Below are 16,410 nucleotides of genomic sequence, written 5' to 3'. Positions count from 1 at the left end.
TCCGCAGACCTGAGCCCTCACGAGTCCGGTACCGGGTGCCCGTCCGGCGTCCATCCCTAAAGATCCCGGACACCTGAGACAATCCACCCATGTGGTTCGGTGTCCTGGGGTCCACGGAGGTCCGGCTCGGCGACCGGCGGGTCGTGGTCGGCGGGCCGAGGCTGCGCGCCCTGCTGGCCCTGCTGCTCCTGGACGCGGGCCGGGTGGTCAGCACCGAGCGGCTCGTCGGCGGCCTGTACGGCGACGCCCCGCCGAGCGGCCCCGCGGGCGCGCTCCAGGCACAGGTCTCCCGGCTGCGCCGCCTCCTCGGTGACAGGGGCGGCGAGGAGGGCGACGGGAGGCCCATCGCGGGAGAGCTCGTCGTGCACCACCCGGCGGGCTACCTGCTCGCCGTCGACCCCGGGCACGTCGACGCCCACCGCTTCGAGCGGCTGGCCGCCGAGGGCCGCGCCGCCCTCACCGCGGGAGACCACTCCCGGGCCGCACACACCCTGCGTGAGGCGCTCGGCCTCTGGCGCGGCCCGGCCCTGGCGGACGTCGGCGAGGCGCCCTTCGCCGCGGCGCAGGCCGCACGACTGGAGGAACTGCGCGTCACCTCTGCGGAGGACCACGCGGAGGCCGTGCTGGCGCTCGGCGGCTACCGCGGCCTCGTCTCGGAGCTGCGGGAGCTGCTGACGGCACACCCGCTGAGGGAGCGGCTCGCCGGGCAGCTCATGCGAGCGCTGTACGGTTCCGGCCGGCAGGCCGACGCACTCGCCGTCTTCGACGACTGCCGGCGGCGGCTCGCCGAGGAACTGGGCGCCGACCCCTCCGCCGAGCTGGCCCGCATCCACCTCGCGATCCTGCGGGCCGACCCCTCCCTGGAGGCCCCGGTCACTGCGGCGGCCCCGACGTCGGTCTCGGCGTCGGTCTCGGCATCGGTCTCGGGGGCCCCGGCGGACCCCGCGCCCCCGCCCTCCCTGCGAGGAGCGCCCGTCCCGCTCACCTCGCTGGTCGGGCGGGCGGAGGAGCTGGAGCGGATCACGGCGCTGCTCGCCCGGGGCCGGCTGGTCACGCTCACCGGTCCCGGAGGCACCGGCAAGACCCGCCTGGCCGCAGAGATCGCCGGGAACCGCCCCGGTGACAGCTGTTTCGTGGAGCTGGCGCCACTCGGCGGCGGGGCGGAGCTGCCGCAGGCGGTGCTCGGCGCCCTCGGCGTCCGCGAGACCGGCGTGCTGGCGGGACCGGGCACGCAGCCGGTCGCCCCCGATCCGGTGGGCAGACTGGTCGCGGCGCTCGCCGGCCGGGAGGTCCTGCTGGTGCTGGACAACTGCGAGCACGTGGTGGAGGCCGCCGCGGGCCTGGCCGGCCGGCTGCTGGGCGCCTGCCCGGGGCTGCGGGTCCTGGCCACCAGCAGGGAGGCGCTCGGCATCACCGGCGAGAGTCTGCATCCCGTCCCTCCCCTGGCGCTCCCCTCTCCGGGCGCGCCTGCGGCCGATTCGCCGGCGGTGCGGTTGTTCGCCGACCGGGCCGCGGCCGTCCGGCCGGACTTCGCCGCCGACTTCGCCTCGCAGGAGACCACCGTCGCGGCCGTGACGCGCATCTGCCGGGCCCTGGACGGCCTGCCGCTGGCCATCGAGCTGGCCGCGGCCCGGCTGCGCTCCCTGACGGTCGCCGAGGTCGCCGCCCGCCTGGACGACCGCTTCGCGTTGCTGTCGCGCGGCAGCCGGACCGCCCAGCCCCGGCACCGGACGCTGCGCGCGGTGGTGGAGTGGAGCTGGGAGCTGCTGGACGAGCGGGAACGCACGCTGGCCCGGCGGCTGACGGTCTTCACCGGCGGCGCCACCCTGCAGGCGGCCGAGCGGGTCTGCGCGGTGGGCGACACCGACGGCGTCCTGGCCTCCCTGGTCGACAAGTCCCTGGTGGAGATGGCCGGCGGCCGCTACCGGATGCTGGAGACGATCCGGGCCTTCTGCGCCGAACGGCTGGCCGAGGCGGGCGAGGCCGAACGGCTGCGCCGCGCCCACCTCGACCACTACCTCGACCTCGCCGAGACCGCCGATCCGCACCTGCGCCGCGCCGGGCAGCTGGAGTGGCTGGCCCGGCTGGACGCCGAACGCGACAACCTGCACGCCGCACTGCGCCGGGCCGCCAGGGGCGGGGACACCGGGGAGGCGCTGCGCCTGCTCGCCGCGCTGACGCCCTACTGGTGGCTGCGCGGGCTGCGCAGCGAAGGCGCCGCACAGGCCCGCGAGCTGCTGGGGGTGATCGGCCACGAGCCGCCCGCCGGTCTCACCGACGAGTACGCGCTGTGCGTGATGACCGTCGCCGCGGGCGGCGGCTCCGGCCCCGAGCTGGAGGCGCATCTGGAGGCCACCCGGAAGATCATGGAACATCGCGACTCCATGCCCCGCCAGCCGTTCACCAGCGTCCTGTGGGCGATGGTCGCCGGCCCGCCGGACCGGGACACCGGCCTGGAGATGATGCGCCGCTGGGAAGAGCTGGAGCCGGAGCCCTGGCTGCGGGCGATCAGCCTCTTCGGCTGGGGATACTTCCAGTTGTTCGACGGCAAGCCGGTGGAGGCCGAGGATTACTTCGCCCTCGCTCTCGCGGACTTCCGGTCCCTCGGTGACCGCTGGGGCCTGGCTCAGACGCTCTCCGGGATGGCCGACCTCGCCGACTGGCGGGGGGACCGGGCCAGGGCCGCGGCGCTGACCGACGAAGCGCTCGGCCTGGCCGAACAGCTCGGCGCCACCGTCGATGTGGCCGAGTTGCTCCGGCGCCGCGCCGACGGCAGGACGCGGGACGGGGACCTGGCGGGGGCCCGCGACGACTACGAGCGGGTGGCCGAGCTCGGGCACCGGGCGGGCGCCTGGGAGCTGGTGGCGGGCGCGCGACTCGGACTGGGCGAGATCGCCCGGTTCCACGGCGAGCTGGACGAGGCGCGCCGCCTGTGCGAGGCGGCGCTCACGGAGTGCTCGGCGGGGTGGTTCGATGCCGGCCAGACGCGGGTGCTCGTCCACGTCGCGCTCGGCTGGATCGCCGTGGCCGAGGGCGACGCAGCCGAGGCCCTCTCCTGGTACCGCCGGGCGCTCGCAGCCGCGCTCGACCACCGCCACCTCCCCGTGACGGCCCGGATCGCCGAGGGCCTGGCCGGGGTCGCGATGCTGGAGGGGGACGGCGAGCGGGCGGCCCTGCTGCTCGGGATCGGCACGGCGCTGCGCGGGACGGTCCTCGCCGGGGACCCCGACGTGGCCCGGGTGAGCGCGTGGTGCCGCGCCGGGATCGGCGAGGCCGCCTACGCGGCGGCCCACGCGCGCGGCACCCTGCTCGCCCGGCCGCCCAGGCCCGCCATCCTCGGCTCGCCGCAGGCGGCGCTGACCGTCATCGGCGAGCAGCTGTCAGCGCTCGGTGAGTGAGCCGTCAGCGCCGCCGCCGACGCTGGGTGCCATGAGAAACGACTCCCGCAAGTGGGGCACGCTGGTGATCGCGTGCCTGGCCATGCTGCTGCTCTCCATCGACCTGACCGTGCTGCACCTGGCCACCCCCAAGCTGGTCGAGGACATGGACCCGTCGGGGTCCCAGCTGCTGTGGATCGCCGACGTGTACGGCTTCGCGCTGGCCGGGCTGCTGGTGACCATGGGCAACCTGGGAGACCGGATCGGCCGACGGCGGCTGCTGCTGACCGGAACGGCCGCGTTCGGCGCCGCCTCCCTGCTGACGGCCTACGCGCCCAGCCCCGAGCTGCTCATCGCGGCCAGGGCGCTGCTCGGCGTGGCCGGCGCCACCATCATGCCCTCGACGCTCTCGTTGATCCGCAACGTGTTCACCGACGCCAAGGAGAGGACCACCGCGGTCGGCATCTGGAGCAGCATCGGCGCGGCGGGTTTCGCGCTGGGCCCCGTGGTGGGCGGCGCGCTGCTGAACGAGTTCTGGTGGGGGTCGGTCTTCCTCATCAACGTGCCGGTGGTCGCGGTGATCCTCCTGGCCGGTACCGCCGTGCTGCCCGAGTCGCGCAACCCGAATCCGGGCCGGATCGACCTGGTGAGCGTGCCGCTGTCCGTCGTCGGCGTGATCGCGGTCATCTACGCGCTGAAGGAGGCCGCCCACGGGGGCGTCGGCCGGATCCCGGTGGTCGTCGCGGCCGCGCTCGGCGTCGTCGCCCTCGCCGTGTTCGTCCGGCGGCAGACCCGGCTCGCCGAGCCGCTCATCGATGTCCGGCTCTTCGGCAACCGCGCCTTCTCCGCTTCGGTCGGCTCCGCGCTCGTGGCCATGTTCGCGATGCTCGCGATGTCGCTCGTCTTCGCCCAGTACTTCCAGCTCGTCCTGGGCTGGTCCCCGCTGGTCGCGGGTCTGGCGGGGCTGCCGGGCGGGGTGGGGGCGGCCGTCGGCGGGTCGGTCGCGGGCCCGCTGGTCATGCGCCGGGGCCGCGCCCAGACGGTCGCGCTCGGCATGGCCCTGGCCGCCGTGGGGTTCGCCCTCTACAGCCAGGTCGGCCTGGACCTCAACTACGCCTACCTGGTCGTCGCCATGATCGTCACCAGCACGGGCATCGGGCTGACCTTCGCCGTGGTCAACGACACCATCATCGCCACCGCGCCCCGGGAGCGGGCCGGAGCCGCCGCCGCGATCTCCGAGACCGCCCACGAGATGGGCGGCGCCCTGGGCATCGCCGTACTCGGCACCGTGCTGAACAGCGCCTACGCCGCCCGCCTCGTCCTCCCCGCCGGCCTTCCCGCCGGAACCGCTGAGCAGGTACGCGACACTCTGGGTGACGCCCTGCGCATCGCCGCGGAGCTCCCCGCGGACCTCGCCCCCGCCGTCGCCGGGGCCGCCCGCCAGGCGTTCGTCGAGAGCATGCAGGCGACCGTGCTCACCGGCGCGGGCGTCCTGCTGGTGCTCGCGGTGGCCGCGCTCTACGCGCTGCGGGGCGTGCCGAAGGAGCTCTCCGACGACGTCGCCGAGCTCAGCCACGCGTGAGCCCGGCCGGAAGACGTCCGGAAAAAGGGCAGGGGCTCCGCCCACCGGCCCGCGGGCGGTCCGTCTCCTCCGGTCAGGCCAGGCAGCGGAGCTCGGCTCTGAGCTCGTGGTCGAGCCCGTCGTCGAGCATCCGGTCGAGCGGGTGGCCGGCCGGCAGCCGGCCGACCGTGGCCTCGACGAACACCGGGGCGGGCACCTGCGCGCTCGTCCCCCGCGCGCACACCCAGATCCGCTCGGCGGTCACCTCGACCTGGACCTCCGGATGCTGTTCGGCGAGCGCGAACACGCCCACCTCGGCCCGCCACCAGATCCGGCGGTCGAACTCGCCGGCCCCCACGGGCGCGCCCACGTCGTCGGCGTGGGTGGCGTATTCGGAGGCGTAGTGGAAAGCCTGCAGGCCCACCGGGTACGGCCCGGCCGAGGTCGGCAGCAGCGCGTCGCGGCCGAGGGCGCGCATGCGGCGGCGGGTCTCGCCGTTGCCCTGGCGCCACTCGGCGAGCACGTCCTCCACGGGCCGGTTCCGGCGGCGCCGTACGCACCAGTCGTTGAAGCCGGCCACGCCGCCCTGGATTCCTTCGTGCTCCAGCCTCGCGAAGAACCCGTCGATGTCGTCGTCCAGGCAGGCGTGGTTGTACATCTCCTCCCCCGCGAGGTGGGCCAGGACGTCGCGCACCGACCAGCCGGCACACCGGGAGGGCCGGTTCCAGTCCTCGGCGCCGAGACGTGAGAAGTGACGGTCCAGGCGCTCCGCCTCCGTGTCGAAGAGATCGAAGGGGTTGATATGTGACAATATGTCCGATTTTTCGTTCATGCTAGAGGTGATACCCCCACATCCCTCCACCGGAACGGCGCCCGTGACCACTCAGCTGAGCGTGCCGGACCAGCCGGTGAAGGCGTGCTCCGCCCGCGCCCTTCTCCACCGGCCGCGGGCGGTCAGCCGCGTACCCAATCGCGGCGGCGGCCATCTGGCCGACGTGCTTGACCGGCCGCTCACGCCGGACCGGCGGCGTGGGCGAGGGCCGACGGGGTCAGCCGGCCGACGATGGCCGGGGCCTCTTGGACGAGGGCGTCGTTCTCCACCGCTTCGACCATGAAACGGGCGTAGTCCACGCGACGGGTCATGTTGCTCGCGAGGACAGGGTCGCCCACGTGCCGGCTCCACACCGGCAGGCCCTGGCCCTCACCCTCCTCCAGGTCGCTGCCACGCACGACCGTCCAGCGGGCGTCACTGGCGAAGATCCTCCGGCACGCCTCCACCTGGTCGTCGACGTCCACGACGCGGACGAGCTTGGCCAGTCGCCCGAACACGGCCGCGAACGCCTTGAACTTCCAGGTGTACACGTCCTTCCCATCGCGGGTGATGTGCCAGCCGCAGGAGAACACCAGACGGGCGTCCGGAGGCGCGTGGTCGAGCACGGCCTGGGCCGTACCGGAGGCGTAGTGGTTCATCCCCCACGGCACCAGCACCGTGAGCACGGCGTCGCATCCGCTCACCGCCCGGGCGATGACCGCACGGTCGTCGGTCGCTCCGGGGATCACCGTGATCCGTCCCTCGAACCCGGCGAGCTTGCTCACGCTCCGCTCCCGGCAGACGCCCACGACCTCGTACCCGCGGTCCAATGCGTGCTGCACCATGTAGCGCCCGAGCTTCCCGGACGCGCCGACGATGCACATCCTCTTCCCCGTGCCCGGCTTCCCCGCTCCGTCGAGACCGATGGGTTCCATGCCCCTCTCCTCTGCTCGCCGCCGTCTCTGCACTTACGCCGTAAGGGTAAAACCTTGCGGTGTAAGGTTGTCAAGCCGTCCAAGCAATCCAGACAGGAGGACCTCGTGCCCGCGGAGACAGCCGGCAGGCCCGCACCCCGCCGCACCACGCTCAGCAAGGAGACGGTGCTTCGCACGGCGGTCGCCCTGGCGGACGAGGCCGGCACCGGCGTGCCGAGCATGCGCAGGCTCGCCGAGCGGCTCGGAGTCGAGGCCATGTCGCTGTACCACCACTTCCGCAACAAGGACCTGATCCTCGACGGCATGGTCGACCTCGTCTTCGGCGAGATCGAGCTCCCGCCGGACGACGTCGACTGGCGGACCTCGATGCGACGGCGGGCGGTCTCGATGCGCGGCGCGCTGATCCGCCACCCGTGGGCGATCAGCCTGATGGACTCACGGAAGAACCCCGGCCATGCGACTCTGCGCCACCACGACGCGGTCATCGGCCGCCTGCGGTCGGGCGGCTTCTCGATCGCCGGTGCGGCACACGCGTTCTCGGTGCTGGACAGCTACGTCTACGGGTTCACGCTCCAGGAGCTCAGCCTGCCCTTCACCTCATCCGCCGGCCTCGAGGACACCGCGGACTCGATCCTGAAGCAGCTGCCTCGTGACGAGTTCCCGCACCTCACCGAGATGATCACCGACCACGCCCTGAAACCTGGCTACGCGTACACCGAGGAGTTCGGCATCGGACTCGACCTGATCCTCGACGGACTGCAGCGACGACGCGAGAGCTGGCCGTAACCCGTCAGCGGACGAGCCGGGGCGTACAGGCGACCCGCGGCCCGGGTTCCGCCCGACACCCTTGCGGGAGGTGAACCGCTCCGGCCTTCCCGGACGACCAGTGATCGTTCGCCGCGGCGCCCGGCGGTACGGCCGCCGTACGCAAGATCCGAAGCGGAGGCCATTCCCTTTGTTGTCATTCGCGCACGATAAAATCTGAGCTTTTTTGTAAGCGGGCGCTTGGCCCCCTTTTTACGGGTGGAGCTTCAAGCCCTTTTCACCGGGACCGCGAGCGGAAAATGCCGGGCCCTCATGACTGGCGCATCCGGCGTCTTTCCGCAGTGCCGCAAGACGCCGGGAGAAGACGGGTCCCGTGCGCATCTCCCGCCCCGCCGGCCAGGATGTTGACTCAGGCGCTTGGCCCCTTTTCACAGGGCGGACGCTCTCGCGGAGAGGTGGGGCGCCCGGGGTGCCGCGGAGGTCATGGCCTTTCACCCGGCCTGTCGGCCGCGGGGGCGGGCTCCGGCGACCTCCGGGCCGCCGGATGCGGCCGACTGGAACGAGCCAGAAGCGACAGGGATTCCGCAACAGAGCGCTTATCTCAACATTATTCGCCGGAGGTGAATCCGAATATGATCGATGGCCATTCGGTTCAGTTCTCCGATATTGACGGAGAATGCACTCGTCTTTATTCTCGGAGTAACCGGCATATCGCATTGGAGTGGCCGATGAAACGCCTCAGGAATCTCACTGCCGCCGTCCTCCTCGCCGTCACGGCGCCAATCCTCACCGCGGCCCCCGCCGGGGCGGCCACCACCACGATCCACAGGGACAACGCTGCGGGCGCCGCCTACACGGGCAAGGTGCGGGCGACGCTGATCGCGCCTGTGTCGGTCTCCACCTCGCTCGGTACCGCCACCTGCAACACCGGCAACATCGATGCCGCCGTCCAGTCGAACGGCACCGCCCTGAACGTCTCAGGCTTCTCCTTCAGCAACAACCCCGGACCGGCGTGCCCGAACAGCGCCGGCGGCCAGTCCACCGTGAGCGCGGTGGGGCTGCCGTGGAACGGGGGGAACGTCACCTACGGCGCGGTGAGCGGTGGGCGTGACGCGACGGTGACGCTCACGAATGTCAGGGTCTCCTCGACGACCACCGGCTGGTTCGGCACCATCACCTGCGTCTACCGGGGATCGGGGGCCTCCGACAGCATCACCCTGGACGGCTTCAACGCCGACAACGCCGCCCGCCCCGACGCCTCCGTCAACCAAGCGCAGGCCAGGGCCGTCAACTCGAGTCTCTCCAAGGTCAGCGGAAGCTTCCTGTGCCCCGGTACGGCCAGCTACAGCGCCACCTTCCAGCTTCTCGGCGAGACCGTCGCCGGATCCGGCGTCTACGACCAGAAGCTCCACATCACCTCCTGACGGCGTTCGCCGCAGCGGTACCGCCCCTCCCCACCCGGTGGATCGGCCCGCCTCCCCGCCTCACGCGGGAGGGGCGGGCCACAGCGGCTGCGACCCCTCCGTCCACAGTGCCAGCGCGCACATCGCCTGGTAGACGCAGAGCAGCGCCCACACCTCCTGGGCCACCGTCTCGGCGCTCCTGGAGCGCAGCACAGCCGCCGGACCGCACCGGACGGCCCAGGCCATCGCACCTGCCATGTCCCACCGCCCGGCGTATCGTGCCGACAGTTCGGCCGCGGGGGCCTGCCCTGGATCGGTCAACGTCGTGACCAGCCAGTCCGAGCCCGGCCGGGGAACGACTCTGACGGGTGCGCCTCCCGTCGCGGCGGGCCATGCCAGATACGAACCGTCCCCGAGGCGGTGCTCCAAGGCGAGCCCGTCGGCCCCGGCGATCCCCCACAGCAGGTGCGCGCCGGTCGCCGCCGCCGTGCGCCACAGCCCGAACCCCTCGGGACCGAACCGGGCCAGCAGCAGTGTGCCCGGTCCCAGCCTGCGCAGCGCCCGCGCCGCCAGCGTGTGCCGCTCCACCGCCGAGCCCGCGAACGTCGCGTCCACCAGCGTGTGGGTCCCGTTCTCCACCACCGCCACGACCCGGACGCGGGGGAGAAGCCCCTCCCCGTCCGGGCGGCCGAACGCCGCATTGTCACGGGTCCCCGGTACGGCCAGCATCATGTCGTCCATCGCGACCGGCCGCAGTCCGGCCAGGCCCACGTCATGGGCGCGGAACGCGGGGACGGCCACCCGGTGCAGAAGCGCCCGCAAGGGCTCCGCGCCGAGCCGCGCGCGGGCCCTGCTGATCGCCGATGTGCTGGGCGCCTCCCACCAGGGGGCCCTGCGGGAGCGCCACGCGAGCCCGTTCAGGAGTACGCGCATGACCTGGTCGTAGTTCCTGTCGGGGAACATGCACAGCGCCAGGACGTAGTACATCGTCAGATGGGCCGGCAAAGCTCGTCGCCGCCTGTCCGCGCACCCGCTGGCCCGTATCACCTCGTCGAGCAGGGACACCGGGAAGGCGGATGTGAGAACGCTGATCGACAAGTGGTCCGCCAGCCGTTCCTCACCCGGCCGGGTCCTCACATCCCTGATCGTGCCCGTGTGCGTGCCGGGGTAAGCAGCGACCGGGTGAATCCCTGATTTCTTGGCGGCGTGCGCTGGAGTCCGCGGCGGGAATGCGCGAAATCTGAGTGTCGCCCGTATCTGAGTGTCGCCCGCGCTGCCCGCCGCGCGTCCGTCGCAGCGGGTACTGAGCGGGCCGGCGCTCCACCGGCCGCAACGACCGAGATCCCGTCCGATCGATCGATCGGACGGGATCTCGTCAATCCTCTTCAGGCCGTCTCGGGAACGGCCGCGAAGTGGAGCTATGGGGATTCGAACCCCAGACCTCCTCCATGCCATGGAGGCGCGCTACCAGCTGCGCCATAGCCCCTTGCCGTGGACCGCCGGGCTCTCACCCGGCGGCACCACGCCAGTCTATAGGACATCGCGCCGCGCCCCGTAACCGCCGGACGCTAACCGAGATCCCCGGCCCGTCTGATCAGACCGGCCAGCTCGGTCACCATCGGGTCCTCGGTGCTTTCGGCCAGGCGGGCGGCGTGCCCGGCGAGGTCGCGGACGCCCGCACCGGCCAGCGGCTCGCGGCCGCGGAGATGCTCGGCGAACGCCGCGGCCACCACGTCCACCTGGAACCTCGGTGACGCCCCCTCCCAGGGAGAGTCCGACAGCTCCCCCGCCTCCAGGGACCGGCTGGTCTCGGCGGGCCGCCGGGTGTCGGGATCCTGCCAGCGCACGGTCGCGGTGGCCACCTGACCGGAGGCCCCGCCGCGCAGCCGCAGGCGGTAGAGGGCGGTCACCGAGTGGCCGGGGCCGATCTCGCCGCCGTCCTTGGCGTCGTCGCGGAAGTCCCCGGCCGCCAGCGTGCGGTTCTCGTAGCCGATGAGGTGGTAGGACTCCACGACCTCGGGGTTGAACACGACCTGCGCCTTGGCGTCGCGGGCCCGCAGGTCGAGGGTGGTGGCGAGCTGCTCCACGAAGACCTTGCGGGCGTCGTCGACCGAGCCGACGTAGACCGCGGCGCCGTCGCCGTTGTCGGCGAGCTGCTCCATCAGGTGGTCGCCGTACTCGCGGCCGACGCCGACGCAGAGGAGGGTGATCTGCTTTCCGGCGGACTCCTCGACCCGGTCCAGGATGCCCTGCCAGCTCGTGTCGCCGGTGTTGGCCAGACCGTCGGAGAGCAGGACGACCCGGTTGGTGGCCACCGGCCGGAACGCCCGGGACGCCTCGGCGTACCCCGTGGTCAGCCCCGCCTCCAGGTTGGTGGAGTCCTGTACGGCGAGCCGCTCGACGGCCGCGTGCAGCGTCTCCCGGTCCGTCGCCGGGGTCATGGAGACGACCGTCTCCGCCTCGTCGCTGAAGGCGACGATCGAGATCCGGTCCCCCGGTCCCAGCTGGTCGACGAGCTTGTGCAGGGCCTCCCTGACCAGGTCGAGCCGGCCGGGCTCGCCCATGGAACCGGACACGTCCACCACGAAGGTCAGGTTCGCCGGGCGGCGCGTCTCCGGGTCCTCCCGGCGGGTCTGCAGGCCGACGCGCAGCAGCGCGGTGCCGTTCTCGGCGGTCCGGGCTCCGTCGACGTGCACGGCGAAGCCGTCGCCCTCGGGCTCCCGGTAGTCCTGGCGGAAGGAGTTGACGAACTCCTCCGGCCGGACCCCGGCGGGGTCGGGCAGCCGGCCCTCGCCGAGGAGCCGCCTGGCGTAGCCGTAGGAGGCGGTGTCCACGTCGAGGGCGAAGGTGGAGATCTGCTCGGCGGAGGTGTCCCGGTCCTCGCGGGCGGTGTCCGTCTCCTCCGACGCCTCCGGCTCCTGACCGGTCGCGCTCCGGGCGGGCGCCTGGGACGGCGCCGCCCGGTCCGGGTTCATCTGGCCGGACGCGGGCTTGGTGCTCCCGCCGTCCCCTCCTCCGCAGGCCGCGGCGAGCAGCAGGGCGAGGACGGCGAGAGCGATGACGAGCGGGCGTGACTTCATGGTCGCCTCCGTGGGGTGGGGGTCACCCACTACGACGACGACGCCTCCGCGCGGGCCGGGCGCTTGACCCAAGCGAGCGCGAACCGTGCCCGGCGCGTGATCAGGGTTTCCAGCCGGGGTCCCGTCCGCTGAGCCCGAGCGCCCGGTCGAACGGCGGGGCGTCCGCGGCCACGGCGACCTCGTCGCCGAAGACCCCGTTCTGCCGCGCCATCGGCGCCATCTGCTCGGCGTAGACCGCCATGGCCTCAGCGGTCTCGGTGTCCACCTCGTAGTCCTGCCCGGTGGCCCTGGCCAGGTCCCAGCCGTGGAAGACCAGGTCGCCCAGGGCCATCTGGAACACCACCGTCATGGGCAGCCCCATCGTGGGACTCTCGCCCTCGAACGCCTCCTGGTGCGACCATGCCGAGACCATGCCCCGGACGCGGCTCTCGCAGGCATCCGGCTCGTTGTCCTCCGGCGGCATGGGCTCCTTGCGGGCCAGCGCCTCGAACAGCAGCGCCACCCAGGACAGGTGGCCGACCAGGGTCCGGACGTCGTACTCGATGCAGGGGGTCGGCAGCCCGAGCTGGTCGTCCCGGATCCCGCGGACCACGTTCACCGTGCGGTCGGCCGCACGCGACAACATCTCGTTCATGAAGGCCATCATTCCCCTTCGTCTCCCCGTCGTCCTGAAGAAACGCGACATATGATCCGTGATCATGCGCGTATACCTCGGACTGGCCGCCAGGCGTCCCGGGACGGAGATCCCGCCCGCGGTGCTGCACACCGTCAGGGGCGCGATCGAGGCGTCCTTCCCGGTCCCGCCCGAGGTGATCAGGGGCCGCGAGTGGCACCGCCCGGGCGTCTCCCTGTTCGCGTGGACCAACGAGCCCGACGACTCCCGGCGGCCCCCGCTGCTGGTCACCGGTGCCGACCGGGTGACCGGGATCAACGGCCACCTGGCCGAGCCGGCCGAGGTGGAACGGCTCGCCCAGGCTCCGGAGCCGCGCACCGGCGCGGTCGGCGGGTGCTTCTCGGTGTTCCGCGCGACCGGCGACGAGCTTTCCGCCGCCACCGCGATCAACCGGGTCTGCCCGGTCTTCCACGCCGAGACCCCCGAGCTGTACGTGGTGGGCAGCCGGGCGCTCCTGGTCCACCTGGCGTGCCGCGGCGACCGGGTCGAGTGGGACGTCCTCGCCCTGCAGACGATGATCCGCCAGGGCTTCTTCGTCTCCGACGAGACGCCCTACGCCGGCGTCTCCGCGCTGCCGCCGTCGGCGACGATCACCATCAGGGGCGGGCGCCGTACGATCACCGAGACCCCGCTGCCCGCCGCCGCGCCCCCGCCGTCCTCGCGCAGGGGGAGGAAGGCGCTCATCGGGGAGGTGGCCGACGCGCTGCTGGCCACCGTCGCGCCGCTGCGCGAGGCGGGCGAGCCGGTGAACCTGGCGTTGACCGGCGGACGGGACACCCGGGTGCTGGCCGCCCTGCTGCACGCCGCCAAGGTGCCGTTCCGGGCGACGACCAACGGGCTCGACGACCATCCGGACGTGGTGCTCGCCCGGCGGATCGCGGGCGCACTCGGCGTCGAGCACACCGTGATCCCCCCGGCCCGCGCCGAGAAGAGGGACGCGGTCGTGGTGGAGCACCCGCTGATGCGCGCCTACGAGACCCTGCGCGCCTGCGAGGGCATGACCTCCGCCTACGAGTCGATCGTCGGCTACCTGCCCTACAGCGCCAAGCCGACCATGTCCGGGCAGAGCGGTGAGACCCTGAGGGCCGGGAGCCTATTGCTCCTCCAGAGCGACCTGAGCCCCAAGGCGCTGCGCCGGCGGATCGACACCACGTTCTTCCTGAAGGACGTCCCGCTCTTCACCGACGCCGCCAACGAGCACGCGCGGGAGCTGGCACGGCCGTGGCAGGAGCGGGCCGACGCGATGGAGGCCCTCGACCACATGTACGTCTGGTACAAGGTCGGCCGCTGGCAGGCCAGCGCGCGGGCGGGCGCACTGCGCCGGGGTGACCCCGTCCGGCCGTTCCTGGACAACCGGGTGGTCCGGGCGGCGCTCGGCCTCGACCAGGCCTGGCGGCTCTCGGAGGAGGTCATCTACGAGCTCATCGCCGCCTTCGCCCCGCCGCTGCGGAACGTGCCGATCGAGGGCAGGCCGTGGCGCTTCATCGCCGGCCGGGAATACCGTCCCTGGCAGCGCAGGCCGGAGTTCCTGACGGCGCCGAAGACCGGCGGCGGCTGGAGCTGGCGGACCAGCCCGGGCGAGGAGCTCAGCGCCGTGCTCCGTGAGCACGTCCTGGGCCACCTCGACCTGCTGACCCCCGTCGTCAAGCCCGACGAGGTGCGCAGGCTCTTCGCCGATCCCGTCGTCAAGAAGCCGGGTACGGCCTGGCACCTGTACACGGTGACCTGCATGCTGAGCGGCGTCCACCCCGGTCCGGGCGCACGACGGGCTCCCGAGGGCCTGGAACCGGTCCACGTCCCGATCCCGTCGTGAGCCCGGGCTGAGCCCCCGCTCACCGTGCGCGTCCCCCGGGAGGGAGAGACTCCCCTGCCGACGTCGCCTGCGGCTGACCGGGTCGTTCTGCGGGCGCCGGAGGCACCGGGAAAACGGGTCAGCAGGCGCAGGCGACGCCGGAGACGGGGGCGGTCAGCGGGTCGACCGGAGAGCGGGAGACCCCGCTCGCGGTCGCGACCGGGAAGCCCTCGCGGGCCCAGTACTCGAAGCCGCCCAGCATCTCCTTGACCGGGTGGCCGAGCCTGGCGAACTCCAGGGCGGCGCGGGTGGCGCCGTTGCAGCCGGGGCCCCAGCAGTAGGTCACCACGGTCGCCCCGGCGGGCACCGCCTCCGCGGCGCGGGCGGCGATCTCGGCGGTGGGCAGGTGCACGGCGCCCTCGATGTGGCCCTGGTCCCAGCTCTCCCGGCTGCGGGAGTCGACCACGACGATGCCCGGGACGCCGGCGGCCAGGTCGGCGGCGACGTCGGAGACGTCGGTCTCGAACGCCAGGCGGGCGGTGAAGTGGGCGAGCGCGGCGGCGTTGTCGGCGGCGGGGACCGCGGTGACGGCGGACACGGCGGCAGCGGTGGTGGCGGACATCTGCTGTGGCCTTTCGGTCGGGTTGACCGGTGGGACCGGCAGGTCTGCCGGGCCGGTCGTGCGTGATCACCGGTGACAGGAGAAATGGTGCCGTCCCTCCGATGACCGCCAACAGTGGCATGAACGCCGCTTATCGCTAAGATCCCGCCATGCCGCTCCCGTTTCCGGACCTGCCGCGCACCCGTCGCACCGTCTCCGTCCTGGCCTCCGACGGGATGGCCCCCTTCGAGCTGGGATGCGTGGTGGAGATCTTCGGGATCCCCCGGCCCGAGCTGGACGTGCCCTGGTACGAGCTGGCGGTGTGCGCCGAGACCCCCTCCGACCTGCGGGTCGTCGGCGGCTTCACCATGCGGGCCGGGCACGGCCTCGACGTGCTGGCCGCCGCCGACACGGTGATCGTCCCGGGAGTGCCGGACGTGCGGGGCGAGGTCTCCGCCGCAGTGGTGGCGGCGCTGCGCGCGGCGCGCGACCGGGGGGCGAGGATCGTCTCGATCTGCTCGGGCGCGTTCGCGCTGGCCGCCGCCGGGCTGCTGGACGACCGGGAGGCCACGACCCACTGGAAGTACGCCGGACTGCTCCAGCGGAGGTTCCCCCGGGTACGGGTGAACCCCGACGTGCTCTACGTGGACGGCGACGACGTGCTGACCAGCGCGGGCAGCGCGGCCGGGCTGGACCTGCTGGTCCATCTCGTGCGCAAGGACCACGGGCCGGGGGTGGCCAACACGGTCGCGCGGAGACTGGTCATCCCGCCGCACCGCGACGGCGGGCAGGCCCAGTTTATCCAGGCGGCGGTCGCCCCGGTGACGGACGACGACGCGGTGGCCGCCGCGATGACCTGGGCTCTCGGCCACCTCTCCGAACCCATCACGGTCGCCGGCCTGGCGGAGGTCGCGCGCATGTCGCAGCGCACCTTCATCCGGCACTTCGGCCGCCAGACCGGGACCAGCCCGCTGCGCTGGGTGATCTCCCAGCGGGTCGCGGCCAGCCTGCCCCTGCTGGAGTCCACCGCCGCGCCGGTCGAGGAGATAGCCGTCGCGGTCGGCTTCGACAGTCCGGTGACCTTCCGTCATCACTTCACCAGGGCGATGCACACCTCTCCGTCGGCCTACCGCAGGGCCTTCCGCCCTCCGGCGTGACGCCGTACGGGCGCCCGCCCCCGATCGCGAGATCCGCAAGGCGCCGTGACATCGCGGCTGCGTCCGTGCCCGGCGGCGGGTCCGGCACCGCCGTCGCCCGCCTCATCGCTTCCTGTCGAATCGGGCTTCGCCCGGACGAAGCGAACATCAAGCAAACACACCACCTCCGGAAGATACTTCGCAAATAGGACATACACTCCTTAAAGTCTTCGTGTGGCCGCCGCCTCGCCGTGTCCCCGTGTCCCCGTGTCGCCG

General features: G+C 72.8%; 12 protein-coding genes and 1 tRNA gene. 6 read left to right on the top strand and 7 right to left on the bottom strand.

The window, feature by feature from the left end; translation table 11 throughout:
- Positions 1-89: 89 nt before the first annotated feature.
- Together HS041_RS22075 and HS041_RS22070 are read left to right on the top strand one after the other, a co-directional pair.
- The gene (locus tag HS041_RS22075; RefSeq protein WP_196442716.1) at positions 90-3,398 is read left to right on the top strand and encodes an AfsR/SARP family transcriptional regulator; all 3,309 of its coding nucleotides are present in this window, start codon (positions 90-92) and stop codon (positions 3,396-3,398) included.
- A 31-nt stretch (positions 3,399-3,429) separates the two neighbouring features.
- Positions 3,430-4,959, top strand: a complete 1,530-nt coding sequence (locus HS041_RS22070; protein ID WP_196442715.1) for an MFS transporter — start codon at positions 3,430-3,432, stop codon at positions 4,957-4,959.
- A 73-nt stretch (positions 4,960-5,032) separates the two neighbouring features.
- Here the strand turns inward: HS041_RS22070 and HS041_RS22065 are convergent, their stop codons facing one another.
- Together HS041_RS22065 and HS041_RS22060 are read right to left on the bottom strand one after the other, a co-directional pair.
- Positions 5,033-5,770: a maleylpyruvate isomerase family mycothiol-dependent enzyme gene (locus HS041_RS22065; RefSeq protein ID WP_196442714.1), complete on the bottom strand. Its 738-nt coding sequence runs from the start codon at positions 5,768-5,770 to the stop codon at positions 5,033-5,035.
- A 179-nt stretch (positions 5,771-5,949) separates the two neighbouring features.
- The gene (locus HS041_RS22060; protein ID WP_196442713.1) at positions 5,950-6,684 is read right to left on the bottom strand and encodes an NAD(P)-dependent oxidoreductase; all 735 of its coding nucleotides are present in this window, start codon (positions 6,682-6,684) and stop codon (positions 5,950-5,952) included.
- A 105-nt stretch (positions 6,685-6,789) separates the two neighbouring features.
- Between HS041_RS22060 and HS041_RS22055 the strand changes: the two genes are divergently transcribed.
- Together HS041_RS22055 and HS041_RS22050 are read left to right on the top strand one after the other, a co-directional pair.
- Positions 6,790-7,470 (top strand): TetR/AcrR family transcriptional regulator, encoded by a 681-nt coding sequence (locus HS041_RS22055; RefSeq protein WP_196442712.1) that lies wholly within the window; start codon positions 6,790-6,792, stop codon positions 7,468-7,470.
- A 707-nt stretch (positions 7,471-8,177) separates the two neighbouring features.
- Complete coding sequence (locus HS041_RS22050; protein ID WP_196442711.1) at positions 8,178-8,873, top strand: hypothetical protein; 696 nt, start codon at positions 8,178-8,180, stop codon at positions 8,871-8,873.
- Between the two features lie 60 nt (positions 8,874-8,933).
- Here the strand turns inward: HS041_RS22050 and HS041_RS39805 are convergent, their stop codons facing one another.
- The 4 genes from HS041_RS39805 to HS041_RS22030 form a co-directional block, all read right to left on the bottom strand.
- On the bottom strand, positions 8,934-9,989 hold the full coding sequence (locus HS041_RS39805) for a transposase domain-containing protein (RefSeq protein ID WP_196442710.1): 1,056 nt from the start codon (positions 9,987-9,989) through the stop codon (positions 8,934-8,936).
- Between the two features lie 276 nt (positions 9,990-10,265).
- A tRNA-Ala gene (locus HS041_RS22040) sits at positions 10,266-10,338 on the bottom strand.
- Positions 10,339-10,420: 82 nt separating this feature from the next.
- Complete coding sequence (locus HS041_RS22035) at positions 10,421-11,932, bottom strand: vWA domain-containing protein (RefSeq protein ID WP_196442709.1); 1,512 nt, start codon at positions 11,930-11,932, stop codon at positions 10,421-10,423.
- A gap of 100 nt (positions 11,933-12,032) precedes the next feature.
- Positions 12,033-12,566, bottom strand: coding sequence for a TIGR03086 family metal-binding protein (locus HS041_RS22030; RefSeq protein ID WP_196442708.1), 534 nt, complete (start codon positions 12,564-12,566; stop codon positions 12,033-12,035).
- 64 nt (positions 12,567-12,630) lie between these two features.
- Here HS041_RS22030 and HS041_RS22025 point away from each other — a divergent pair, with 64 nt between their 5' ends.
- A complete protein-coding gene (locus HS041_RS22025) occupies positions 12,631-14,418 on the top strand; it encodes an asparagine synthase-related protein (protein ID WP_196442707.1) in 1,788 nt (595 codons plus the stop codon).
- 118 nt (positions 14,419-14,536) lie between these two features.
- On the opposite strand, the gene HS041_RS22020 is transcribed toward HS041_RS22025, so the two are convergent.
- Entirely contained in the window at positions 14,537-15,019 is a 483-nt protein-coding gene (locus HS041_RS22020) for a rhodanese-like domain-containing protein (protein WP_196442706.1), read from the bottom strand.
- 149 nt (positions 15,020-15,168) lie between these two features.
- Here HS041_RS22020 and HS041_RS22015 point away from each other — a divergent pair, with 149 nt between their 5' ends.
- Positions 15,169-16,155 carry a helix-turn-helix domain-containing protein gene (locus HS041_RS22015; RefSeq protein WP_196442705.1) on the top strand — a complete coding sequence of 329 codons (987 nt, stop codon included), beginning with the start codon at positions 15,169-15,171 and terminating at the stop codon, positions 16,153-16,155.
- The last annotated feature ends 255 nt before the right edge of the window (positions 16,156-16,410 follow it).

Source organism: Planomonospora sp. ID67723, from assembly GCF_015711605.1.
In the GTDB taxonomy this organism is placed as follows: domain Bacteria; phylum Actinomycetota; class Actinomycetes; order Streptosporangiales; family Streptosporangiaceae; genus Planomonospora_A.
This window is presented reverse-complemented; position numbering and strand designations above follow the sequence as displayed.